Origin of the sequence: Bacillus sp. NPDC094106, assembly GCF_044764345.1 — a bacterium.
Classification (GTDB): Bacteria; Bacillota; Bacilli; order Bacillales; family Bacillaceae_G; genus Bacillus_A.
This window is the reverse complement of the sequence record NZ_JBIWHY010000008.1, coordinates 105,504-131,037: the sequence shown is the minus strand read 5'-3', so window position 1 is coordinate 131,037 and position 25,534 is coordinate 105,504. Positions and strand designations below refer to the sequence as shown.

General features: G+C 35.0%; 26 protein-coding genes and 1 pseudogene. 4 read left to right on the top strand and 23 right to left on the bottom strand.

What is annotated here, in order from left to right; all coding sequences use genetic code 11:
• Positions 1–54: 54 nt before the first annotated feature.
• Positions 55–609 carry a YdcF family protein gene (locus tag ACIQ7L_RS14030; protein ID WP_400569969.1) on the bottom strand — a complete coding sequence of 185 codons (555 nt, stop codon included), beginning with the start codon at positions 607–609 and terminating at the stop codon, positions 55–57.
• Positions 610–1,202: 593 nt separating this feature from the next.
• Between ACIQ7L_RS14030 and ACIQ7L_RS14025 the strand changes: the two genes are divergently transcribed.
• On the top strand, positions 1,203–2,678 hold the full coding sequence (locus ACIQ7L_RS14025) for a protein adenylyltransferase SelO (protein ID WP_400569967.1): 1,476 nt from the start codon (positions 1,203–1,205) through the stop codon (positions 2,676–2,678).
• Positions 2,679–2,913: 235 nt separating this feature from the next.
• Here the strand turns inward: ACIQ7L_RS14025 and ACIQ7L_RS14020 are convergent, their stop codons facing one another.
• From ACIQ7L_RS14020 to asnB, 12 genes are all read right to left on the bottom strand, one after another.
• The gene (locus tag ACIQ7L_RS14020) at positions 2,914–3,453 is read right to left on the bottom strand and encodes an NADPH-dependent FMN reductase (protein WP_400569965.1); all 540 of its coding nucleotides are present in this window, start codon (positions 3,451–3,453) and stop codon (positions 2,914–2,916) included.
• 228 nt (positions 3,454–3,681) lie between these two features.
• The gene (locus ACIQ7L_RS14015) at positions 3,682–4,899 is read right to left on the bottom strand and encodes a tetratricopeptide repeat-containing glycosyltransferase (protein ID WP_400569963.1); all 1,218 of its coding nucleotides are present in this window, start codon (positions 4,897–4,899) and stop codon (positions 3,682–3,684) included.
• A 216-nt stretch (positions 4,900–5,115) separates the two neighbouring features.
• Entirely contained in the window at positions 5,116–5,745 is a 630-nt protein-coding gene (locus ACIQ7L_RS14010; protein ID WP_400569961.1) for a response regulator, read from the bottom strand.
• A 14-nt stretch (positions 5,746–5,759) separates the two neighbouring features.
• Positions 5,760–6,878, bottom strand: a complete 1,119-nt coding sequence (locus tag ACIQ7L_RS14005) for a GAF domain-containing sensor histidine kinase (protein ID WP_400570145.1) — start codon at positions 6,876–6,878, stop codon at positions 5,760–5,762.
• Positions 6,879–7,065: 187 nt separating this feature from the next.
• Positions 7,066–7,614: a cysteine hydrolase family protein gene (locus tag ACIQ7L_RS14000; protein ID WP_097898625.1), complete on the bottom strand. Its 549-nt coding sequence runs from the start codon at positions 7,612–7,614 to the stop codon at positions 7,066–7,068.
• Positions 7,615–7,853: 239 nt separating this feature from the next.
• Complete coding sequence (locus ACIQ7L_RS13995) at positions 7,854–8,336, bottom strand: hypothetical protein (protein WP_400569959.1); 483 nt, start codon at positions 8,334–8,336, stop codon at positions 7,854–7,856.
• Between the two features lie 394 nt (positions 8,337–8,730).
• The gene (locus ACIQ7L_RS13990; protein WP_097898623.1) at positions 8,731–9,378 is read right to left on the bottom strand and encodes a nitroreductase family protein; all 648 of its coding nucleotides are present in this window, start codon (positions 9,376–9,378) and stop codon (positions 8,731–8,733) included.
• Positions 9,379–9,481: 103 nt separating this feature from the next.
• On the bottom strand, positions 9,482–10,360 hold the full coding sequence (dat, locus tag ACIQ7L_RS13985) for a D-amino-acid transaminase (RefSeq protein ID WP_400570143.1): 879 nt from the start codon (positions 10,358–10,360) through the stop codon (positions 9,482–9,484).
• A gap of 198 nt (positions 10,361–10,558) precedes the next feature.
• Positions 10,559–11,548: an N-acetylmuramoyl-L-alanine amidase gene (locus tag ACIQ7L_RS13980; protein ID WP_400569957.1), complete on the bottom strand. Its 990-nt coding sequence runs from the start codon at positions 11,546–11,548 to the stop codon at positions 10,559–10,561.
• A gap of 100 nt (positions 11,549–11,648) precedes the next feature.
• Positions 11,649–11,984 carry a hypothetical protein gene (locus ACIQ7L_RS13975; protein ID WP_400569956.1) on the bottom strand — a complete coding sequence of 112 codons (336 nt, stop codon included), beginning with the start codon at positions 11,982–11,984 and terminating at the stop codon, positions 11,649–11,651.
• Between the two features lie 38 nt (positions 11,985–12,022).
• Entirely contained in the window at positions 12,023–12,382 is a 360-nt protein-coding gene (locus ACIQ7L_RS13970) for a GNAT family N-acetyltransferase (RefSeq protein ID WP_400569954.1), read from the bottom strand.
• A 93-nt stretch (positions 12,383–12,475) separates the two neighbouring features.
• Complete coding sequence (gene asnB, locus ACIQ7L_RS13965; protein WP_400569953.1) at positions 12,476–14,377, bottom strand: asparagine synthase (glutamine-hydrolyzing); 1,902 nt, start codon at positions 14,375–14,377, stop codon at positions 12,476–12,478.
• Between the two features lie 216 nt (positions 14,378–14,593).
• Here asnB and ACIQ7L_RS13960 point away from each other — a divergent pair, with 216 nt between their 5' ends.
• A complete protein-coding gene (locus ACIQ7L_RS13960) occupies positions 14,594–15,061 on the top strand; it encodes an Hsp20/alpha crystallin family protein (RefSeq protein WP_400569951.1) in 468 nt (155 codons plus the stop codon).
• A gap of 65 nt (positions 15,062–15,126) precedes the next feature.
• Here the strand turns inward: ACIQ7L_RS13960 and ACIQ7L_RS13955 are convergent, their stop codons facing one another.
• Entirely contained in the window at positions 15,127–15,714 is a 588-nt protein-coding gene (locus ACIQ7L_RS13955) for an SCO family protein (protein ID WP_400569949.1), read from the bottom strand.
• 515 nt (positions 15,715–16,229) lie between these two features.
• On the opposite strand from ACIQ7L_RS13955, the pseudogene ACIQ7L_RS13950 reads away from it, so the two are divergent.
• Positions 16,230–16,439: pseudogene (locus ACIQ7L_RS13950) on the top strand (MBL fold metallo-hydrolase); the annotation flags it as partial.
• 334 nt (positions 16,440–16,773) lie between these two features.
• On the opposite strand, the gene ACIQ7L_RS13945 reads toward ACIQ7L_RS13950, so the two are convergent.
• The 4 genes from ACIQ7L_RS13945 to ACIQ7L_RS13930 form a co-directional block, all read right to left on the bottom strand.
• A complete protein-coding gene (locus ACIQ7L_RS13945) occupies positions 16,774–17,616 on the bottom strand; it encodes a DegV family protein (RefSeq protein WP_400569947.1) in 843 nt (280 codons plus the stop codon).
• A gap of 153 nt (positions 17,617–17,769) precedes the next feature.
• Positions 17,770–18,021, bottom strand: coding sequence for a DUF2535 family protein (locus ACIQ7L_RS13940; RefSeq protein WP_141523306.1), 252 nt, complete (start codon positions 18,019–18,021; stop codon positions 17,770–17,772).
• Between the two features lie 155 nt (positions 18,022–18,176).
• Positions 18,177–18,920, bottom strand: coding sequence for a twin-arginine translocase subunit TatC (tatC, locus tag ACIQ7L_RS13935; protein WP_400570141.1), 744 nt, complete (start codon positions 18,918–18,920; stop codon positions 18,177–18,179).
• Between the two features lie 133 nt (positions 18,921–19,053).
• Positions 19,054–19,233, bottom strand: a complete 180-nt coding sequence (locus ACIQ7L_RS13930) for a twin-arginine translocase TatA/TatE family subunit (protein WP_097898614.1) — start codon at positions 19,231–19,233, stop codon at positions 19,054–19,056.
• Between the two features lie 214 nt (positions 19,234–19,447).
• Here ACIQ7L_RS13930 and trhA point away from each other — a divergent pair, with 214 nt between their 5' ends.
• A complete protein-coding gene (gene trhA, locus ACIQ7L_RS13925; protein ID WP_097898613.1) occupies positions 19,448–20,104 on the top strand; it encodes a PAQR family membrane homeostasis protein TrhA in 657 nt (218 codons plus the stop codon).
• Between the two features lie 41 nt (positions 20,105–20,145).
• On the opposite strand, the gene ACIQ7L_RS13920 is transcribed toward trhA, so the two are convergent.
• The 5 genes from ACIQ7L_RS13920 to ACIQ7L_RS13900 all read right to left on the bottom strand — a co-directional run bounded on the left by ACIQ7L_RS13920 (position 20,146) and on the right by ACIQ7L_RS13900 (position 25,481).
• Positions 20,146–20,865: a lysophospholipid acyltransferase family protein gene (locus ACIQ7L_RS13920; RefSeq protein WP_400569944.1), complete on the bottom strand. Its 720-nt coding sequence runs from the start codon at positions 20,863–20,865 to the stop codon at positions 20,146–20,148.
• Between the two features lie 111 nt (positions 20,866–20,976).
• Complete coding sequence (locus ACIQ7L_RS13915; RefSeq protein ID WP_098198159.1) at positions 20,977–21,612, bottom strand: FMN-dependent NADH-azoreductase; 636 nt, start codon at positions 21,610–21,612, stop codon at positions 20,977–20,979.
• 239 nt (positions 21,613–21,851) lie between these two features.
• A complete protein-coding gene (locus ACIQ7L_RS13910; protein ID WP_400569942.1) occupies positions 21,852–23,837 on the bottom strand; it encodes a penicillin-binding transpeptidase domain-containing protein in 1,986 nt (661 codons plus the stop codon).
• Positions 23,838–24,015: 178 nt separating this feature from the next.
• A complete protein-coding gene (locus ACIQ7L_RS13905; protein WP_400569940.1) occupies positions 24,016–24,504 on the bottom strand; it encodes a dihydrofolate reductase in 489 nt (162 codons plus the stop codon).
• Between the two features lie 20 nt (positions 24,505–24,524).
• A complete protein-coding gene (locus ACIQ7L_RS13900) occupies positions 24,525–25,481 on the bottom strand; it encodes a thymidylate synthase (protein ID WP_400569938.1) in 957 nt (318 codons plus the stop codon).
• Between the last annotated feature and the right edge of the window lie 53 nt (positions 25,482–25,534).

Genomic DNA, 25,534 nt, shown 5'->3' with positions numbered 1-25,534 from the left:
CTGCTTTTCAAATGATACGCTTATCCCCATGAAAAAGAGCCCTTTGCTTAGGCTCTAGTGATCGAATAATATTGTTTTCATAATCGCGGCGTATTCTCGTATGTATGCCTTTTTCTTAGAACGCGCTGGCGTCAGGGCAGCTAATGCTTCCATCCTCATACCTAAACGCTCAGCAATAATCTTCGTCCGATATAAATGATACGTATTGCTTACAACAACAGCGTGCTTCACACCATATAAATCTATGCTAAATTTTAGGTTTTCATATGTGCTTGTCGAACGATCCTCAAGTAATATAAATTCCTCTTTAATACCGTGGCTCAATAAATAATTTCGCATGCTATGTGCTTCTGGAATATCCTCATCTTCCCCCTGGCCACCCGACACAATCACTTTTGTTTCTGGATGAGCATGCAAATATTCTAAAGCTGCATCTAATCGATTTTGAAGAGATAAAGAAGGCTTATCCCCAAATAGTTTTGCTCCTAAAATTAATATGTACGGAGCGCAATTGCTTACTTTCTCATGAGCTACTTTATTCATACGATATGTTATATACATAATATATAGTGGTGGTAATAAACAAAGTAAAAATAAAATCCATTTCATATATAAATTTACACTCCCTTTCTTTACATTATATCGAAAAAGAAAGGGAGACAGAAGTATTTTTAGTGACTACGTTGTCCTGCATTTTGAGGATTTCGTGCTTTTTTTGAAGACGTATGATCCTGCATTTGATTACCTTTATGCTTCGCTGATCCTAGTGCTTTCGTTTTTCCCATGTTAATTCACACCCTCTTTTATATGATTCCCTTATAACTTTTGTATTTTTGCTCCCATCATGCAATGGATTTACTGGAAGTTCCTCCTCTTTTTTGCATGTTCTTTTCACATAAATACAACCAACAAGAGAAGGTCTATATCTTCCGTTTACTGAAATTAACTATTTTTTCTGATAAAATAAGGAAGAGAACCCACCAACAAAATCGTTTGCACGAGATGTTATAATTGTACCAAGTTGTGCGCTAAACTCTTGTGTGATTTCAGATTTCAATGTATTTTTTCATTTTCCAATTTGAGTATAATTTTGATCTTTCTCCTAAAAATATTGCTATGTGACAAGAAAAGAGGACCTGCTTGAAGATTTTTTCATAACAAATTTTATTTTATGTAAAAAACAAAAAAGAAAGGGAGATACAATGACAAAGAGAAAAGAAATAGCAGGAACAGGATGGAACTTAGACAATAGTTATGCCCGTCTGCCAAAATCATTTTTTACCACCCACAGCCCAACTCCTGTACGTTCACCTAAGTTATGCATTCTCAATGATCCATTGGCAGCATCCCTCGGGTTGAAAGCTCAGGCGCTGCAAAGTGAAGATGGCATAGCGGTGCTTGCTGGTAACCGGATTCCCGAAGGTGCTTTGCCCCTTGCTCAAGCTTATGCGGGGCATCAATTCGGACGCTTTAACTTGTTAGGAGACGGCCGAGCTCTGTTACTTGGCGAGCAGATTACTCCCCTAGATAAGAGGGTTGATATTCAGCTTAAGGGTTCTGGTAAAACACCATACTCCCGCCGAGGTGATGGTCGCGCAGCACTTGGACCGATGCTGCGCGAATACATCATCAGTGAAGCAATGCATGCGCTTGGTATTGCTACTACCCGTAGTCTAGCGGTGGTGACTACCGGTGAGTCAATAATTCGTGAAACCGAGCAACCTGGTGCGATTTTGACCCGTGTAGCTGCAAGTCATCTGCGCGTCGGCACCTTTCAATACGTTTCAAAATGGGGCACTGCTCAAGATCTCCGAATCCTCGCTGATTATACATTGCAACGCCATTATCCAGACGTTGGCGCTGCCCCGAACCGCTATCTTTTCCTGCTTCAAGAAGTGATTAAGCGTCAAGCCACACTAATTGCCGGGTGGCAACTTGTTGGCTTTATTCACGGAGTGATGAACACGGATAACATGACCATTAGCGGAGAAACTATTGATTATGGCCCTTGCGCCTTCATGGATACTTATGATCCGGCAACGGTATTCAGCTCCATTGATATTCAAGGTCGATATGCCTATGGCAATCAGCCCCATATTGCCGGGTGGAATCTCGCACGATTTGCTGAAACTCTATTGCCACTGCTGCATGCAGATCAGACGCAGGCTATCAGACTGGCCCAGGATGCGATTTCAGATTTTACTAAGTTGTATCAGTCTAATTGGCTCACGGGAATGAGAGCTAAACTAGGAATATTTAACGAAGAAATACAGGATGAATCCCTTATTGAAGACCTCCTTAGTATGATGCAGAAGTATCGTGCGGACTATACCAATACCTTCCTCACATTAACTTTTGATACACTAGAGGATACAGTCTTGTTTGGGACCCTAGAATTTACTCAATGGTATAAGCAGTGGCAAGCGAGACTAGACAGACAGCAGGAATCGAAAGCTTCCTCACATCAATTAATGCGAAACAGCAATCCTGCACTAATCCCGCGGAATCACCGGGTAGAAGCCGCACTAGAAGCCGCAGTGAAACAAGGAGATTACAGCGTGATGAAGCAACTTCTTGATGTTCTTTCACGCCCCTACGCGCACTCCCCGGAACAGGCTGATTACGCCACACCGCCTGCGCCATCATCCTGTCCTTACCGAACTTTTTGCGGTACATAACATAGAAGCATTAGGGATGGTTCTGTTTTTCTATAATTGCATGAACGCCTTGTCTTGTTTTACTATTGGTACAAAATAATGCTACCTCGTTACTTGAGGTAGCATTATTTTAATTTATAGATACATTTGATGGACATAGTTTAGAATTTTAGTACGAATTAACGATTGTATCTTTATCACAAAAATATAGATTTAATCGTACACCTTCTTCGTCAATATTATGGTAAAGAGCGTTTTATCCCTCGACCCCTAATTGTTTCTTTACCTCTTTATATACACTCATGTATCCTTTTAGTTCTTTTATTAGATCCTGAATCAATGGTTTTGCATCTTCACTAAGCTCACCATCTTGTACGTATAAACCATCTAATACAACTTGCTTTGGAATTGCATTCGCATACACACCTCTCGCTACAATACGCATGCTATTTAATGCATTAATTCCGCCTTTCCCTCCGCCCGCAACTGCTAATAAAGCTACCGGTTTATGAATAAATTCACTACTACTTAAGAAATCTAATGCATTTTTAAGCGCACCGCTCATTGCATTATGATATTCAGGTGTGCAAAGCACTACACCATCCGCTTCTTTCACTAAAGTTTTTAATTTTGTTACTGCTTCTAATTCACGCTGTGATTCTTCACCATTATATAAAGGTAATTCCTCAACCGCTAAATCATATAATTCTCCTTCAAATTGCTCGGCAATATATTTCGAAATAACACGTGTTCTACCAAATTTTCGTGGTGTCCCATTAATTACGACTAATTTCATGAATATTTCTCCCCTTTGTTTTAAATTCTATCTATATATTATCAGAAATTTATATACAAATCACAATCAAAAGAGGGAAATTCTTTGAGAAAATAGTATGAAGAATCAAAAAAGAACTCATACTTTTGTATGAGTTTCTAGAAATGACCGTTCTATTTGTTAATGATCTAAATACACTATCGCTCTTGTTTACTGTAAACTCAATGATTCTTGCGATTTATTTCTTTTTTAATAAAACTGCGTATTCTTCTCCACTGCGCTTGCTATATGCATCGGTAACTCTTTTATTTTAGACTCGAGATACTTTTGTGCCTTTGCGCCTAAATGTTTCTTACTTTCGATATAATAGGCACAAATGGAAATCTCATAATCAAATAAATAATCGTACACGTGGTAATCTACAAAAAGAAGATCTTCTTTCGGAAAAGGGATTTCTTTTCCTTGCAATGCATACATTAAACCTATATGGTTTTTAGACATCGTTCGATATACCCTTGCAAGTTGATATAAAGATTCTGCTCTAGTTGGTCTATACTCCCAAGCATTTTGAAAATACGTAATAGCTAGTGCAAAAAACTGTTCTTCCTGCTGAATAAAACCTTCAATTTCAGACTGATTTTCTTCCGCCTCTTTCTTAAGCTGTCTTTGTTTGAATGAAGAGATATTCGCCAACTGTTCATAACAAAGACCAATTCTTAGTAACGAATAAAATACTTCTTCCGCCCATCCTCCAGCTTCAACCCTTTTCTTGTACCATTTAATTGATTCCTCAAATTCACTTAGATGATAATAAGTTTGGGCCAAATAAAACAAATACCTTACTTTTAAATCTGGTGTAGTTGTCAGGTCTTGTATCCCTTCCAATAATAATCGTTTATCCCTTTCAAATTTATCAACCTTACTTCCACCATCTCCTTGATCATTAATAATAAGGCCATCTAGTCTATCTACTCCTGTATTATAATCAGCAGCTACTTTAGAACGATCTATATCCCAGTATTCATGTGTAACTCCAACTGATTTCCACGGTAAAGATGTTTTTAGCAGACGAGTAAGCCAATATTTAATATGAATATCGTATTGCAACGTCAGATAATGATCCTTAGTTAAACTACGTTTATCAAAATCAGGTGTAACTTCTAAAACCATATCTGCGTCAAGCACCAACAAATAATCAGACTCTGGATACGTTTCTTGTGCCAATGATACAGCTAAGCTTCGGTTATAACCAAAATTCCGAAACGGTTCATGATGAATCGTTCCAGGTATTCCATTTTCTTTACACCATTTTTCAATAATTCCAGGCGTACGATCAGTGGAACCTGTATCACAAATAGAAACAAAGTCAATGATTGGTTTAGCTGCATTCAAACATCTTTCAATTATTTTCGATTCATTTTTTACAATCATGCAAAGACATAATTTTTTTTCTTGTTGGTTTACCATCTTACCACCTCAAATTTTGTGAAACTGCTTTTTAACTTACGATATGTACTATTATACTTCACGCCACACAAGACATTCTTTTACTATTTATGAAAATTTCATTTTATTTATTCTGATTTTTATTCACAAAACCAATAAGAGTTTCTTTACAACAGAAATAACGATAAAAATAAAAAAGAAACTCATACTCTTGTACAAGTTTCTTTTTTGAAACAGTTAACTATGTTTTACAGCATACAAAGCAGCTTGCGTCCGATCATCTACGTCTAACTTAGCAAGTACATTTGAAACATGCGTTTTAACCGTCTGTTCTGTAATATGAAGCTCTGCTGCTATTTCTTTATTACTTCTTCCTTTCGTAATTTCACGAAGGACTTCTTTTTCTCTTTTTGTCAGCATAGACAAACTATCTTGCTTTTCCTCTTTCACTACTGGTCGTCCTAACAAAGCAGGGGTTACTTTCGGATGAAAGTTTGTATTTCCTTGATATACCGCAATAATGGAAGCAACAAGCTGATCCGGCTGTACTTCTTTCAATTGATAGCCATCTGCACCAACTTCCAGTGCTGGCAAAACGTAATCTTGTTCTGAAAAACTACTTAACATCAGGATTTTAATAGTAGCGTCATATTGTTTCAATCGTTTTGTCGCTTCAATCCCATCCATTTTCGGCATTGATAAATCCATTAATACTACATCTGGTCTTTCTTTTCGAACAAAGTCTAACGCCTCTTCCCCATTCTCTGCTTCCCCTATAATTTCAAATTCCTCTTTCGTTTTTAAGAAGAATACAAGCCCCCTTCGAACAATATGATGATCTTCTACAAGTAATAGTTTAATTTTCAATGACTTTCTCCCTTTCAAACCGGTAACTGAATCTCAATCTTTGTTCCCTGTCCCGGCTTCGTTCTTATTCGAAATGTTCCTTTCATCAATTCAATTCGTTCTTTCATACTTTTTAAACCAAGTGCTGAATCTCTTACTTTGTCTTTAACAAACCCAATACCGTCATCTTCAATTTGAAAGTTTAACTTACTATTTTCTGTTTTTAAGTTAACAAGCACCCTCTCGCATGAAGCATGCTTTTTACAATTATGCAAAGCTTCCTGGCTCACACGCCACAGCACTTCTTCTATCTCATCACCAATTGAAATAACCCCATCGATTCGAATTGCTACTTGAATACCTAATAACTTTCCGTAATTCTGCACCGCTTCTGCAAGCCCTTTTTCTAATCCTTCTGGCCGTAATTGCCAAATTAATAGCGTCATCTCTTGCAATGCTTCTTGCGATAATTCTCCTATATAACTTAGCATCTCTTGCAATTCTGTATCCTTTGTCATATCAAGAGTCCCTCTAGCCGTTAACATAATGGAAAATAACAATTGTTTAACCGAATCATGTAAATCACGTGCGAGTCGATTTCTCTCCGCTACAACTACATATTTACGCTCTTTCTCAACTAGCCTAATTCGTTGTATCGTTGTTCCAATTTGAAATGCAATTGCTTCTAACAAGGCTAATTCTTCCTCCGTAAAATGTGTTTTATGAGGTGAAGCAACATTTAATAGACCGAACTTCTTAGCTCCAGCACGAAGAGGAATCGTCGCATGATGCGTAATCTCTTCCGTCTCTCCCCAATTATATTCAATAGCATCTTCAATTCGCTTACACTCAATAATATTTGTTGCCTTTTCTAAACGTCCATTCACGAATCGATCGACACACCAACAATCTCCTTCACACATCGGTTTCTTTCCCTTCCATGTAAGTGCTGGTGGCAGATTTCTATCAACAAGCATACGATGCATTCCTTTTTCATCAATAAAAAAGATCCAGCCTGTTTGTAAATTCATAACTTGCAATAATGTATGTAATACTCTCTCTAACATTTCCTGCAAATTTGTTGCTTCATTTAATAATTCTGCAATTTCTTTTAATGCTTCTAGACGCCGCATTTCCTTTTCAGCATAATTCACCTTCATCACCAACTACCATTATAACATTAAGAAATTTCTAAATACTACAAACAAAAAAGGTCAAACCATTCATTAAATATTAGTCCGTTTATTAAAAACCTGATTCAACAGCAAGTTGTAACTATGTAAAGAAAGAGACCTTTTCATTAAGGTCTCTTTCTTTACATGGCTCTCATTTTTTCCATATTCACTGTACTTCTGCATGTAAACAAGACTTAAAATGTCCTAAGGCAAATTTATGCCCTTGCTCATTAAAAGAAGCTACCGCTTTCTCATGTACAACGATATGAAACCCTTTATTATAAGCATCCACTGCTGTATGAAGAACGCAAATATCCGTACATACGCCAACAAGATGTACTTCCTGTATCCCTCTTTCTCTTAGCTTCATTTCTAGATCTGTTCCAGCAAAAGCACTGTAACGTGTTTTGTCCATATAGTACACATTTTCCTTATCTTGATATTCTTCATATACACTTTGTAACTCTCCATATAAATCTCTTCCTTTTGTACCAGTTATATTATGGGGTGGAAATAACTGCGTCTCAGGATGATACAAATCTTTTTCTTCATGTTTATCAATTGCAAATACAACATAATCTCCGTTTTCAATATACTGCTTTGTAATTTCTACCAGATGCTTTTCAATCTCTTGGCCTGGCTTTCCGCATGTTAATGCACCTTTTTCAGCTACGAAATCATATGTATAATCAATATTTATAAGAGCACGTTTCATTACAGCTTCTCCTCCCTATTTGTTTCACACTAAACAATGGAAAACGTGTTTTTACGACGCAGTATATTGTATTCGACATTTTCAAACAAAATCCCTACAAAATATTTACCTGTCAAATGATAGGTATATATATTTTCATTGGAATTCGCAAATCATATTCATACGTCCAAAGTCAAAATAAAAAAATACATTACTTAGAAAAGTAATGTATTTTTTATTATTATAATATTTCAGCTATTTTAAGATGCTGGTTTCGTTTCAAGTTTCGCCTGCGTATAGCTAATAACTTTTCCACTCGGATCATTATTCTCAAATTGGACTGCAGTTACTGTATGAGATCCAGTTTCTAACGTTTTTTGTTTTAATTCTACTGTTGTCTGCGTCTTGCTGGTAACTTGATATTTCTCTTCAAACATATCATCTACAAATACAAACGTTTCTTTATCATTTTGAAAATCAGCAAGTTCGATTTCGACTTGCTGAATTAGGGTGTCTCTCTTTATAAACACAGTTGGTATATTACCATTTTCAGAAGTGCCATCTGGTGTGACTATCTTTATTTTACCTTCACCAATTGGCATTACTCCTTCAGGAAAAGGAATCATACTCTCATCACTTGCATTTACAACTTGTCCTTCTTGTTTAGGTTCTACTTCCCTTTTTGAAACCCCACATCCTACTAATAACAAAGCAGACAATCCAGTGATTATGAATTTTTTCAAAATTCATCCCCCCTGTAAATCAATTCTTATTTATTATACAAAAATAATTTCTTATTCTAAGTTTATTTTTCAACACTTCCGTGAACAAATGTTTCCGCTCATCATAACTGTATCACATTTTCTTTTTTATATCATAAATTTTTTCAAAAAATAATTAGCAATTCCTTCTTATTCTTTATTTTAACCCATTATTATTAGAAAATATTCCAATCTAAAAAGGTTTCTTCTCAAGAAAAAAATTTCATTATATTGAATTCAGTAAAAAACTCTTTTAATAACTCATTCACCTTATAACCTAGAACAGTAAAATTTTGAACAAAATTCATCATTTCACTCCAGTATAAAAAGACATTGGTATGTCCAATGTCTTTTTCACGTTTATCACAAAAATATCCTAATAAATAAACTTTGTAATATCTGTTACTTCTTTTCGAGCAAGCTTCTTTGGCTTATCTTTTGGATATCCTAGCGAAATTACCATATTAATTTGTTTCTCTGGGTCAATTTGTAAATATTTTCGCAATTCATTTTGTGCTAATAAAACGGGTCCTGTCATCGGACAAGTCCCAAGACCTCTTGCATGTGCTGCCAGCATTAAATTTTGAGCCGCTAAACAGCTACTTTTAATCCCCTCTTCTTCCCATACTGCATCTGGAACGAATTTGATTGGATCAAATATTTTTTCACGAAACTTTGATTCATACGGAGTTGCTAAACATACAATTAGCACTGGTGCTTCAGAAAAGGCGGTTGCATATGGCCCAAATGAACGAGTTAATAGCTTCCCAGCTTTTTCTTCTCCATTTTTTGCCGCCTTTTCAGCTAACGTATGTAATGCATCCCATGTCATTTTTTCGATATCTTTAATTTTATCTCGATTCATAATGACAATAAATTCCCACGTTTGTGAGTTCGTATCACTTGGAGCATAACGAGCACAATCAATAATCTCTTCTATGTCACTAACAGATACTTCTTGTTCTATAAACTTTCGCACACTACGGCGTCCGTGAATTATTTCTTTAAATGCTTCATAATTCATATACATAAAATCCCCTTTTACAGCATTTTTAAAATTTGTCCTACGCTTGCATTATATCATGAAAAAAAGCTGGTGGAATACCAGCTTTCTTTTCCTTATATACTCAATTTGTTACTTTTAAAGGTGCAATACTTTCTTCATAAGCAGCTTGTAGTTTTTTCGTAACTGCTCCTCTTTCTCCATTACCAAATTGCTCATCTCCAATTTGAGTAACCGGAAATATTTCAAGAGGCGTCGCTGTAAAGAAGCATTCATCCGCTTCATATACTTCCTGTAATGAAAATTCTCGCTCTTCTACTTCAATATGTAGAGACTTTGCTAACGAAATGACATGATGACGAGTAATTCCATGTAAGATAAAGTGATCTGCTGGATGCGTAATCACTTTATTATTTTTTATAATAAAGAAATTTGAATGGCAACCTTCTGTTACAATTCCATCTCGAACTAATATCGCCTCTTGATATCCTTCTTCATTAATTTTATTTTTAATCATAATATTCGGAAGAAGATTTAAGGATTTTATATGACAAAACTTCCAACGAATATCTTCCTCCACCGTTACTTTAATCCCATTTTCCATAAGTTCAGTTGGTCTTGGAAACGGTACAATATTTGCAAAGTACATTGACTTCAAGTTCGAATCATATACATGATTTCGCGGCTGAGCTCCTCTTGAAATTTGGACATACACATTCCCATCTTCTTGAAATTGATTTTTTTCAATTAATTGCTGAAGTTGTTCAATCAATTCCTCTTTTGTAAAAGGTGGATTAAGATGAATTTCCTTCATGGATTTAAAGAATCTTTCTAAATGCAAATCTAGCAAGTGAGGTTTCCCATTATATAAACGGAACACCTCATATATTCCATCACCAAATTGTAAACCTCGTTCTTCTAGCGCAACCATCGGCTGTTCTTCCTTCGTATTCACAATTCTTCCATTAAACAAAATCCAATCTTTATGAGCTCCTTTCACCATTCTCCACTCCTTTCCTAATAATAGTTTCATTTTACAACCCATCCACACTAAATACAAAGAATTTTCAGTCATTTAAACCAATAAAACACCTATTTAATAAAATAATTTTCTAACAAAAAAAATTCCCTCTAAGTTTTACCGTTTGTAAAACATTCAAGGAAAAGTTATGATTCACTCTTATTGGTAATCCCTTATATTTTAATATTTATCATATTTAATATAAGATGGATCATAATAAATCCACTGACTTCCTCCAAGATTTAGCCATCCATTTTGGTTTATATATACTAAATAAGCTTCAGGAGGGTTTAGTTTACGTATGACTGAAGATGATGTTGATGGACCACTTCTTAAATTCACATTCGTTCCTTGAATATATGCCACTCCAATTGGACTGCCATCGCTATTTCCATACTTAACATAATCAATGTATGATGGATCATTATATATCCATTGTCCCGCTCCTAAATCTAGCCATCCATTACTTTCCTGATAAACTACATACGATTCTGGAGCATTCAACTTTCGAATAACTGAAGATGATGTTGATGGGCCACTTCTTAAATTCACGTCCTTTCCACGAATATAAGCAACCCCTTTCGTTTGTGGTTGTGGATTAGGCTGAATCGGAGGGAGAGGATTTGATGTTAATCCCAAAATTGTAGTAATTCCGCTTACATATGCTTGGCATAAATCTTCTATAAACTGCTGGTTTTTTAATAAGTTCGCATCAAATGTTGTATCGATAAAAGCGGTTTCTGTTAATAATGCATCCATTGCAGTTTCTCTTAACACTGCATAATTCGCTTTTTTTGCTCCTCGATCGTGAAGACCATATTTTGTTAGTACAGACTTCACTGCTGTATGCATCTTTTGTTGCTTACTTGCTGCAGAGCTGCTATCTGATAATCCGTTATAAATATAACTTTCAAAACCTGTTCCACCACCACTATTAATGTGAAATGAGATAAAAAAGTCTGCCCCAAAAGAATCAGCAATATTTGCACGTTCGGATAACGAGATGAATATATCGCTATCACGTGTCATTTTAATAGTAATGGTATAGTTTGCAAGTAAAATATCTCGAACACGCTTCGCAATTTGCAGTGTTAAATCTTTTTCAACTAGACTGTTTCCAACACCTCCAGAATCATATCCACCATGTCCTGCATCTATAACGAGCTTCATATATCATTTCCTTCCTCTATTTAATAGAGCATATATTTATGCTCGTCCTATTCTATGTAAATCATAAAGAATTGGTTACAAAAACAGATAAAAAACCGCCTTATATAAGGCGGTTTCTATCAGCTCGATTTAACCAATTTAAAATAAATATGTAAGATTGATAATGAATATGACGTATACAAAATAAGCTAAATAAAATCGCAATCCCAATGCCGCTATATAATAAGCCAAACTTCAAAAAAATATTTAAAATTGGTGGAAAGTGAGCTGTATGTTGCAAGAAAAACAAAGTACAAAACAAAATAAAAAACACTGGAATGTATTGCCATTCATACGGTTTGCGCTTTTTACGCATCATTTTCCGAATGAGAATTTGACATAGTTCTGCTACTACAAAACAGCCTCCAACTAGAAAAAGACCAGTTGTCATCGTCATACACTCACCTGCCTTCTATTCATTTCTCTGCCTAGTTACTAGAAGCGTTTCATATATATTTCACTGTTCAATACAAAACCTAAGTTCTCTATAAAAGACTTGGCTTGCTCGGTTAACTCTCCTTGTAACACCTTGATATCCTTCATATCTCTCTGTTTCATCATCTCTTCAAATGTAAAATAAGCATTCGTTCCATATCCATAGCCTTGATAATCAAAATGAATGATTAAATTAGATAATATAGCACTCTCACCTTGTGTCAAATAATCAATTACACCAATATATGTATCATCAGCTTTTATACAATATTGAACATCTTTTTTCACTAAGCTATGTGACGCAAACATTTCCTCAACAACTTTTTCTGTTTCAAAATTCACTTTTTCAAATGTAATCACGCTTTGTCCATCCTTTTATTATTATTGTATCAAGTACCATACATATTTATGAAAAAAACCTTAAGATCGAATGCGATCTTAAGGTTTTCCTAATTAAACTAAGCTATACGCACGTTTTGTTTCTTCATGAAAATGATTCGTATCATATTTATGCTCAACATAAATTTGGTGCCATACCATAAATGCTAGTACTGTCCAAATTTTACGGCTGTAATCGCCTTTATCTGCACAATGTGCTTCCAGTAAGTTTAGTACATACTGTTTGTCGATTAAATGCTCAGTTTTGCTTTCTTTAATAATATTAACAGCCCAGTCGTGCATTTCATCTTTTAACCAATGACGAATCGGTACTGGGAAGCCAAGTTTTTTACGGTCTAACACGTGATCTGGAACAATTCCGCGCACTGCTTCACGTAAAATTGCTTTTGTTGTTCCATTTGCGATTTTTAATTCTGTTGGAATTTTAGACGCAACGTCAAATACTTCTTTATCCAAGAATGGTACACGAAGTTCCAATGAATTTGCCATCGTCATTTTATCAGCTTTTAATAAAATGTCGCCACGTAACCATGTGAACATGTCGATGTATTGCATTTTGCTTACATCGTCATAATCTTTGATTTCATTATACAATGGCTTCGTGATATCCATATAGTTAATACTTTCATTATAATACTTCATTAATTCAGCTTTTTCTTCTTCACGGAAGATTTTCGCATTTCCATAGTAACGTTCTTCAATTGGTGTACATCCACGCTCTAAGAAGCTTTTCCCTTTAAAGCCTTCTTTAAGCGCACCACTTAATGCTTTTAATACGCTCTTTCCTGGAGTAGGAATGTAAGAGAACATTTTTAAAGAATTCGGCTCACGATAAATGTTATATCCACCAAACAGCTCGTCCGCACCTTCACCAGAAAGAACTACTGTTACATGCTTGCGTGCTTCTTTTGCTACGAAGTACAACGGCACAGCAGCTGGATCAGCTAAAGGATCATCCATATGCCAAATAATTTTTGGGAATTCATTCATAAATTCTTTTGCTGTAATGAAGACACTATGGTTAGTAACACCTAATTTTTCTGCCGTTTCTTTTGCTACATCAACTTCACTGAAGCCGCGGCGTTCAAAGCCAACAGAGAATGTTAAAAGGTTTGGATTCATTTCTCTTGCGATAGACGCAATGATAGATGAATCGATACCACCAGATAAGAATGAACCTACTGGTACATCACTACGCATATGCACTTTTACAGAGTCATACAATACATCGCGAATTGCTTGAATGTGCTCCTCTTTCGTTGCACTTGAAGCATTGAAATACGGTTTCCAGTAGCGATGAATTTCCATCTCTTTATCGATTTCTTTCACAAAATAATGACCAGGTTCAATTTTGTTAATATCAGTTGTTAACGTTTCTGGTTCTGGTCCATATTGGTACGTAAAATAATGTTGCAGAGAAGTTGGGTTTACATCTTTATCTTGCATAACCTGCATGATACTTTTCTTCTCAGATGCAAAGAATGTTGTATCACCTTGCTGTGCGATATATAGTGGCTTAATACCGAAATGGTCACGTGCTCCAAAAAGTTTTTTCTCTTCACGATCCCAAATCATGAATGCGAACATACCGCGAAGGTAGTCTACACATTTCTCTTTCATATGTGCATACAATGCAATAATAACTTCTGTATCAGATTGCGTAGCAAATGTTGCACCTTTTTCAAGTAGCATTTCACGTAATTCTACATAGTTGTAAATTTCACCATTAAAAATAATTACATATCGATCATTTTCATAAGTTAGCGGCTGATGTCCTGCCTCTAAGTCAATGATACTTAAACGGCGGAAGCCAAATTGTACATGTTCATCACGAAAATATCCTTCGTCATCTGGACCACGGTGGAAAATAATCGTGTTCATATTTTCAAATTGATGTTTTTCTGTTTCTGAAAACTCTCTAGGGTTTTCACATAAACATCCTACAAAACCACACATACTTCTTACCCTCTTTCAGTTTTCATTCTGTTTCTATACTACTATATCAACCCTATTTATACTAGCATAATCGCCTCAATATGGCGACAAAAACTATAAAAAAATCACTCCATTTCACATTTTTAGCATTTTTTTCTGCAAAGATGAAAAATAGGCACTCACATTCACTCGCTTTTGTCATATGATATTGCAAATTGATTTCTAGGAGGGAATACCATGAGTGAAGAACAAAAAGATTCCTCTTCTCGTCCACCTGTTCGTAGTTATTTAAAGCAGATTGACGATTTTTTCGAGCAAACACCTCTTCGTAATGTAATTGCTGATTTAAATCATTTTTTTCAAAAAGGAAACCGTTTATTAACATTTCCTGTAGATTTATATGAAGTCGGCGAAGACCTCGTTGTCAAAGCTGAACTCCCAGGGATTCAAAAAGAACAAATACAAATCGAAATACAGAGTGAATACTTAAAAATTTCTGTAACAGAAGACGTTCCTGAGGAAACGAAAGAGCATACATCTCATAACTATTATCGCCGTGAACGCTCAATGTCAGAAGCTTCTCGCATTATTAAATTACCATATTTAATTAATAAAAAGACAGCAAAAGCCTCTTATCAAAACGGCGTATTAGAAATTCGTGCACCAAAGCTTCCACAGCAACATGATATTTTATCCATAGATTAATGTTTACTATATATCTAAATCCCAAAATACAGTTACAAAAAGAAGGATGCCGAAGCATCCTTCTTTTATTCCAATAATCGTTTCATATCACGTAAGATATCTTCATATGGCGTATTGCTAATTCCACTATACTTCTTCATCACTTTTCCATTTTGATCAACTAAATAAAATGATGTACCATGCATAACTTGATCATCACTATCTGGTTTATCTACAAGTGTTTGGAAGTTATCCTTTGCAAACTTCTTCACATCTTCTAATGAGTATCCTGTAAGCAAATTCCAGTTCTTCGTATCTTCTGTGAATTTTTGTATAAATGCTTTCAAATCTTCTGGCTTATCAACTTCAGGATCTACACTAAACGAAACAAATTGAACATCTAAGTTCTGTTCTTTCGCCATTTTTTGTAACTTGGCCATATTTGCAGTCATCGGTGGACAAACCGTTTTACAATGAGTAAACATAAAATCAGCTACCCATACTTTCCCCTTTAAATCTTTCGTTCCAAACTGTTTACCATCTTGATTTATGTATTGGAAAGTTTCTAAATCCCAATTTAATGGTTTACGGAGTTTTGATCCTGAGTCGCATCCTGCAAGTATAAAGAAGCAAAAAACAACTAAAAGACCAATCAGCTTTTGATAACGCTTCATTTTCAAACCTCTCTTCTCTTCCCTTAATTTATGTAAGTTATGTCTATCATAACAAAAGTAAACACTATGAGAAAATTGTTTATCCTATTTGTTCACGAAATCGTGCGAAATTAAGTATATCACTTCCTATTTTCAAGCGAATTAATAGACAAATGCTCCATTGTTTACTAATTATTATTTCTTTGTTACCTCTTTATATAACATTTTATCTTCTCTTTTAACTAACTTTAGGTAAGAAGTGTCCCTCCTCTAAGCGTTAGCATAGATAGTGAGTAGTTCACATGCTAGCTTTCTATTTTATAAAGATGTTCGCACCATTTTTTACAATCTTTTAATTGTTAATCAACTTTTTTCACTGTTTTCCTTTACAACCTTTCGGTACAATACCGCTACAAAGATTTCAAATAAGGTGATGTTCATAGTAAAACGCTATGAAAACATGGATAATATTAATACAAAAAAAGATTCGTTCATTTTTAAGATGGTGTAAAGAACGAAAACAAAACAGGTTTTTCAATGCTACACATTTCATTCCCATGCATTACGGTGCTTTTGCACTTGCAGATGAGACACCAAGAGAAGCCATAATAAGACTTCGTAATAACTGGAATTTACGTATGTTGCCTTTGAAAAAACTTCATGTGTTATTTCTAGGGCAAACTTTTATTTCAGAAAAAATGTCTTCTGAAATAAAAGAATCTGTAAAAAAGCACATAAAGCTATAAATTCCCTTCCTCTTTTATGCATATAATGAAAGAGAACTCTAAATAATCAAGTGTTTTTTGTTCATATAAATCTGTAAAAGCGGAGAGGAATATTATATGAAGGAATATTTACAACGGCGCTTTATGATTTCAATAAGTGCCATCATCACGATAATCATTGTATATTACTACCAGTCATGACATCGCAACTAATGTTTTTTTCACCCCTCACTGATTATTAGCCTTCACGAACTGGACTTTTACGGGCAGTAATACCCCACCTATCTTTTTTACTTGGATATTACTGCCCGTGAATAGCAAAATAAAAAAGAGCTACTCTCAGGCAGCTCTTTTTCTATTCAGCAAAATATGAAAATCCAATTGCACCTGCACCCGTGTGCGTACTAATAACTGGCGTTGTATAAAAAATTTCCGTTTGGGTAAAACCGCTTATTTTTTCAACAGCTTCCTTCATTTTTTGCGCTAATGGCAATGCTTTTGCATGCGGCACAGCTACTGATTTTACTGTTTTACCAGCTGTGTCTTCTTCAAACATTTTCATCAATGTTTTTACAATTTGGCCTTGGCTACGTACTTTTGCAACTGGATTGAGGACACCGTCTTCAACAATTGCAATTGGCTTTATGTTTAGCAAAGAACCAATCATCGCTTTTCCTTTTCCGATTCTGCCACCTTTTACAAGGTTTTCTAACGTATCTACAACAACATATAAACGTGTGTTTTTTCGCACTTCTTCAACACGTTTTAAAATATCCTCTAAAGAATGTCCTTCTTGCGCCATTGTTGCTGCTTCAATTACTTGATAGGCTAAAGCATGCGTGATGTACAATGAATCTACTACTGTAACTTTTGTATCAGTCATTGTTGCTGCAGTGTTAGCTGTCGCAACTGATCCACTTAAACCGTGTGTTAAGTGAATGGATAGAACTTGGCTACCGTCCTCTCCTAAACGATCGTACATTTCAACAAATGATCCGACCGCCGGTTGTGATGTTTTTGGTAATTCTTCTGACTTTTCCATTTCTTCAATAAATTCATCCGGTTGTAGGTCCACACGATCTAAGTATGTTTTTCCATTCACAGAAATGGATAATGGGATAACATGAATATCATATTTTTCAATCACGTCTTGTGATAAATCCACCGTTGAGTCTGTAACAATTTTAATTTTTTGCATATTCTACTTCTTCCCTTTCCAATACGCTCTCCTTGTTATTATACTAGCATTCCCAATGCTTTCAACCATTTGAAACCATTTTTCAATAAAAATCTTCTATTTTATGCCTAAAAAGAAAACGACAGGGTGCATTTACGCTGTCGTTACTTTCAATTATGCATTTTTTTCAAGAGTATTTGTTTTATACACATTCGAATAATCATTCCACTTTAAGCAGCTTTGTAAATATTCGCGAAAAGAGTATGAGAATCTCGGTTGTTTTTGTTTTTGAATTTTAGCGATAAATAATTGAAGACGCGACTGAATTAGAAATGCTAACGGATGCTGTGCTTGTAGGACAGGAATTTCAAATATTTTAATACAATTCCCTGTTGAATGAGTGAAATAAAAACTTTTCATGATCACGATATCAATCCTCTTTTTCATTGGATTTATAACTTCAGTATAAACTTACAATGGTGAAAAGTTTGTCTAAATTTCGGAGATTCTATATTTTTTTTCTTCTTTATATTGTATACGATTATAAATATAGTATAACAAATAAATAAAAAAAAGTGCCTTTATAATGAGGCACTTTTTGACTGCATTTCTTCTTCTCGTCTTCGTTTTCTTTTACTTACAATTTTTGATAACGCGATACTTATTTCATAAATACAAATTAGCGGTACCGCTACTAAACTATGTGATAAAAAATCTGGAGGAGATATACAAGAAGCAATAACAATCAATATAACATAAGCATATCTTCTAACTTGCTGAAGAAATCCAGCCGTTAATAACCCAATGCTTGTTAAAAACATAACGACAACTGGCAATTCAAATATAACTGCAAATGGAACTGTTAAATTTAATACAAAATGAAAATATTTTTCCGTCGTAAACATTGTATGAAACATTTCATTACCTATTGTCGTTAAAAAATGAAATAAGAAAGGCATCACAATAAAATATCCGAAACATAAACCTGCTATAAACAATACACATAATACAGGAATGTACATTAATGTCATTTTTTGTTCACGTGGGTGTAAACCTGGTTTCACAAATAACCAAAGTTGCATCGCTGCTAGCGGAATTGTACAAACAATGGCAAATACAGTAGCAATCGAGAAAAAGATCCATAATACATCACTTGGACCGAGAACTGTCAATTTCATCGGTAAATCTTTTACAAGCCAAAAATAAATATCTTTGGTGAAAACAAAACCAATTATCAAAAATACTACGAATGATAAGACAGTAATTATTACGCGCTTTCGAAGTTCCACAATATGTTCTACTATACTCATCTCTCGATCTTCCATCTCTTTCACCACACTTCTCTCATCCAATCCAAATTCTGCTATTTCCCCTAGAAGAATGAATACAAATCGTTTATTATCATTTCCATAAAGTAGGAAAGTGAGTATAAAAAGTTAAGCGCCTTACACCTAGCTTTTATTTATTTTTTTCTTTGTCCTGAAACGTATCATCCGTTAATTCTCTTGTGGATTTTTTAAATTCTTTTAACGTCTCACCTAAAGAACGTCCGATTTCTGGTAATTTTTTAGGACCAAATAATATCAGTACAGCTACTAAAATTAAAATTAACCCTGGAAAGCCGATATTTGATAACATTTTTCCCATCTCCCTTATAAGTAGATTTCTTATTCTACTATCCCATAATTTCATTTTGTCAAAAAAGTCTGTAAACGTCAATGTATCCGATATCATTTGTCGAAAAAATCAAAAAATATAGTCGGTTATACAAATTTCATTTTCTATTTTTATTGCATATGGTATGGTAAAAGAAATGATATCTTATTTCATCATAATAGAAAGGATTCAAATCATGACGCAAAAAATAACAAAAATGACACAATTCGTAAAAGAAGAGATTGCCAATGCGATTACTCATGGAATCGGGGCTATTTTAAGTATCCCGGCCTTAATTATATTAATTATTCATGCTTCCAAACATGGTACAGCCTCTGCTATTGTTGGATTTACTATTTATGGTGTGAGCATGTTTCTACTATACTTATTTTCTACACTACTACACAGTATCCATCATCCAAAAGTAGAAAAATTATTTACCATTTTAGATCACTCTGCTATCTATTTATTGATTGCTGGCACATATACACCTTTTTTACTCATTACACTGCGCGGTCCCCTTGGATGGACACTACTTGCAATTATTTGGACCCTTGCCATCGGTGGGATCATCTTTAAAATTTTCTTTGTACGTCGTTTTATTAAAATGTCAACACTGTGCTATGTCATTATGGGCTGGCTCATTATTGTTGCCATTAAACCACTTTATGAAAATTTAACTGGACACGGATTTTCCTTACTTTTAACAGGTGGAATTTTATATTCAGTAGGAGCTATCTTCTTTCTGTGGGAAAAGCTACCTTTCAATCACGCAATTTGGCACCTTTTCGTACTAGGCGGTAGTGCAATGATGTTTTTCTGCGTACTATTTTATGTCTTACCTGTCGCATAAATAATAACAAAGTCTCAGCTTTTCAAGCTGAGACTTTGTTATTATTTATGTAATTGAGCCGCAATAATATCTTTTGTATGCTGTGTTAGTTCTTTAACATCCATACTTGCATATTGCTCAGGTGTAATTGGTTTCGAAATTGTTATCGTTGCATGTGCTGGCTTCATTCGATTTCCATTTGCTTCAAACATCGTATATGTTCCATCTAAAGTTACTGGCAATATAGCCACACCAGATTTTACAGCAAGATGAAAACTACCAGCTTTAAAATCTCCTATTTCGCCACCTTTACTACGCGTTCCTTCTGGAAAAATTACAATAGAATGGCCGCTCTTTAACCGTTCAATTCCATCTTTAATAGCCTGTAGAGATTGACGACGATCCCTACGATCCATGAACACACAATTCATCAATTCCATCCAAGTTCGTACAATCGGAAATTTTTTAATTTCCACTTTTGAAACAAATCCGATTGGTTTATTTAAGTAACCTAGTAAAACTGGGATATCCATATCACTTTGATGATTACTTACAACAAGTACCGGTTGATCTTTCGGCACGTTTTCAAGTCCATTTACTTGTACAGTCGATCCCGCTACACGAACCATCTTCTTACCAAACCAATTTGTTGTTTTATACACAAGGCGATCTTTTTCTTGTGGCGATAGTGTTTTTACTTTACCCTGTATTCGCCATAACCTCGGTGTAATGCCAATTACAATTAAAATTAAATAAAAGATTTTAAAAAACGTTTGAATCATACAGAACCCCCACCTATTATCATTCCGTCCTTCATTATACTAGACAAACGAAGGAAAAAGAAGAAAAAATGTCCAAACGACAAGCGTTTGGACATTTTTGAGTTTTCTATATTAGAAACGTTTTGCTAATTCACGCGCATTCGCAATTGCTGCTTCTTTAATTTCTTGTGCTTTTTCAGGATTTGCATTCATGCCTTCAACTGCAAGATATTCTACATCAGACACACCCATAAATCCTAATACTGCATTTAAATGTTTACGTCCGAAGTCCATTGCTGCGTATGCTCCCTCAGAATAAATACCACCTGTAGCTTGAATGTGAAGTGCTTTTTTACCTTCTAGTAATCCAACTGGACCATTTTCAGTATATTTAAATGTTTTACCTGCGATAGATAAATTATCTAAGTATGCTTTTACTACTGGTGGATAGCTGAAGTTCCACATTGGTGTTACAAACACATAACGATCGGCATTCATAAATGTTTCTAAGTTTGTGTTCATTGCTGCAATTTTTTGTTGTTGACTTTCATTTAATGCTTCAAAACCTTCACCTGCCGCAAATTTACCCCAAGCTGCAAATACCTCTGCATCAATTGCTGGTACTGTCGTGTTAAATAAGTCAATTGTTACAACTTCATCTTGTGGATGTTCATTTTTATACGCTTCAATGAAAGCTTCCCCTACTGCCATACCGAAAGATGCTTCTGCTGAATTTGGATTTGCTGTAATAAATAGTACTTTTGTCATTTTGTTCTCTCCCTTTATTCATTTTATCTTTAATTCGAGATTTATTTTTAAAAAGTAAATTACTTACCTTATGTAAGTATAATACAAAAATATATTTTATTTGTCAACGAAAAATAGTTACTTTTTTTTCGTAAGTTAATAAGCTACGTTGTTTCACCTCAGCTTAGTATATGAATTTAAAAATTCTTCCTATAAAAAAGCTATCTCTACATTTCAGAGAGATAGCTTTTTATCACATATTACTTTTGAAAAACGTGTTTTACTTTTTCAGCTGGAACGTTACTTCCACCTCTACCCTTTACATCTTCAATCATCATTGTAACAATCATATTTGGTGAGTTCACATCAAATGCAGCAAACCACCCAAGCTCTTTGCCCTCTGCTTCTTTTGATTCTTTTAACTCAGCTGTCCCAGTTTTACCAGCAAGAGTCATTCCATCAATCTTAGCAATTTTCCCTGTACCATCTGGATCATTAATTACTTTTGTTAACGCATTTTTTAATATCTCCTGATTTCCTTTAGAAATTACATTTTCTTTCCAAGGTTTTGTTTGTTTATCATCTTTAATAAGATGCGGAGACGGTATATTCCCGTCATTCACAATTGGTGCATACGTTAACGCTAAATGAAGAGGTGTCATTAACACTTGGCCTTGTCCATATCCAGTATCAGCCATTTGAATATCATTTTTAATATCATCTTTTGCGATTTTTGAAACTGGGAATCCGTATTCGATTGGTAATTTTTCATCGAATCCAAATTTCTTTGCTTCACTCATAAATTTATCTTTTCCAATTTTTATAGCTTGTTGTGCAAAGTAAATGTTATCGGAATACTTCATTGCTTTATCAAAATCGATTGGACTCGCATCTTTCACACGTGTTACATAATAATTTCCCCAAGAAGAATCTTTCGTCCATTTCAGCCCTTCAATTTTTAATTCTTCTTTTGGATCAAGTGTTTTTGTTTCAAGACCGATTGCACCTGTAATAGGCTTAAATACGGAACCTGGCACAGATAATTGTGTAAATCGATTCGTCATCGGTTTTTTCGGATCATTATTCCACGCTTCACGCTGTGCTTTTGATGCACCTCTCACAATTACATTAGGGTTATAAGCTGGGCTACTTACAAGAGCAATTGTTTCACCAGTTTGTGGATCTATCGCTGCACTTGAACCTGCTTCCCCTTTCATTTCATTGAAGATTTTCTCCTGCACTGTGCTATCAATTGTTAAAGTAACATTTTGTCCATCTTCCGCTTCTGTTTTCACTAAATCTTTTATCTCTTTCCCTTGTGCATCCTCCATAAAGACGCGGCCCCCTTTTTTACCACGTAGCTTCTCTTCAAACACTTGCTCTAAACCAGCTTTCCCCACAGGGTCATCAGCTTGATACCCCTTTTTTGCAAGCGTCTTCAAATCTTCAGCATTTACTTTTCCTATATAACCTGTTAAATGAGCTGCAGCTTCGCCTAATGGATAGGTACGAACATTTACAGAACGCGTTGCAACGCCCGGTAAATTAATATAATCATTCTGCATTGCACCTTCTTGTAAAATACCAATTGGCACAAGGTAATCTGGTTTTACCCATTTCGCATTTAACTTTTGATCAATTTCTTCTACTGACATATTTAATAGTTTTGCTATTGTTTCTTTTGTCTGTGCTGCAGTATCTCCTAATTTCCCCGGAATAATGCCGACTTCAGACGCCTTTCCATTCGTAGCAAGTCCTTTTCCATTACGATCATATATTTCCCCGCGCTTTGCTTGGAATGTTTGCATACGTATTTTAGTATCTTTTGTCATACCTGGAAAAATGAAATCTGGAGTCCAATCTATTTTCCAAGATTCTTTATCTCCATTTTTTTCCTTCACTAATTTTGCCTCATGTGAGAAGGAAATTTTCCCGCCCACTGTATCCATGCTCACTTTAAAAGGAACAGGTCCGTTATCTTGTTCATCCTCTTTTACTTTTCCTGTTTCTACTTTTAAATTTTTAACTTCTATACCTGCATAAATCTTTTCATACTTCTCTGTAAATTCTTTTTTTGAAATGGTTTTTTTTGCATTTTCTGACAACTGATCATACATATCTGCAAATTTTTGCTCATTCCATGCTTTTGCATATGTATCAAATGCCTGCTCTGGCTTTTCTTCTTTACTACATCCAACTAGTGCGAGTGCAAAACATAGAAAAAGCAACCCCCATAATTTTTTCAACCGATTCTCCTCCTTTTGCTAAACAAAGAAATTGTACTTCAAATTATTTTCTAATCCCATAATATAACACACATGCTAGCTCTCATTATAGCATCAACGAAACCTACTCATAAAGTTCTATCTAGTTATGTAAATAAAAAGATTGATGTGAACATTCCCATTCACATCAATCTTTTTGTTATTGCTGCTTTTCATATATATGGTAGTAATATGTGTACGGATTTTTTTCATCCGTCACACCTTTCTCTACAAACACTTCTTTCCAATCTTTCATATCAATCTCTTGGAAGAACGTATCCCCTTCAAATGCATAGTGGATTTTCGTTATATATAACTTTTCTACATAGGGTAAAAACAACTCATAAATTTGAGCTCCACCAAAAATAAAAATTTCTTCTTCATTCTTACAAAGTTCAAAAACTTCTTCCACAGAATGCGCGATTTCACAGCCTTCTACGTGATAATCCGTATTGCGTGTTACGATAATATTCCGTCTTCCTGGAAGCGGTCTTCCGATTCCTTCATAGTTTTTTCTCCCCATAATAAGTGGATGTCCCATTGTCGTTTTCTTAACATATTGTAGCTCACTTGGTAAATACCACGGTAATTTATTATCTTTACCGATTACCCTATTTTCATCCATTGCGACCATAAATGAAATAATCATGTTTTCATCTCCTTTTACAATTACACTGCAACTGGTGCTTTAATTGCTGGATGTGGATCATATCCTTCTAATGTTAAATCTTCCATTTCAAAATCAAACACAGATTTCACATCTCGGTTTAATGTAAGTGTCGGGAATGGGCGCGGTTCACGCGCTAACTGCTTCTCTACTTGTTCGAAATGATTTGTATAAATATGTGCATCTCCAATTGTATGAACAAATTCTCCTACTTCTAGACCACATTCATGTGCAATTAAGTGCGTTAACAGTGAATAACTTGCAATATTAAATGGAATGCCAAGGAAAATGTCACCACTTCTTTGATATAACTGACATGAAAGCTTTCCATCTGCTACATAAAATTGGAATAGTGTGTGGCAAGGCGGCAATGCCATACTTGGCACATCTTCAGGATTCCATGCCGAAACAATTAAACGGCGTGAGTCTGGTGTTTTCTTAATCATTTCAATTACATCTTGTAACTGATCAATTGTCTCACCTGCTGTTGTTTTCCAAGCACGCCACTGTTTTCCGTATACATCTCCTAAATATCCATATTTCTTCGCAAAGTCATCATCTTCTAAAACATTCTTTTTAAATAATTCCATTTGCTCATCATATTGTTTCTTAAATTCTTCATCTTGCTGCGAGCGCAGTCCGAAGTCTGTCATATCTGGCCCTTTATAAGCATCGCTTTCTACCCAGCTTTTAAACGCCCATTCATTCCAAATATTATTGTTATTTTGAAGTAAATAACGAATATTCGTATCACCTTTCATAAACCAAAGAAGTTCACTTGCTACTAAGCGGAATGGAACACGTTTTGTCGTTAATAAAGGAAAACCTTTGCTAAGGTCAAAACGCATTTGATATCCAAATACAGATACAGTCCCTGTCCCTGTGCGATCTTCTTTTTTTGTACCATGTTCCATAACATGGCGGCACAAATTTAAGTATTCATATTCAGCATGTTTCATATGTAAGAAAACCCTCTTTCAATCTTTTCTATATGGAGTTTATCATATTATTA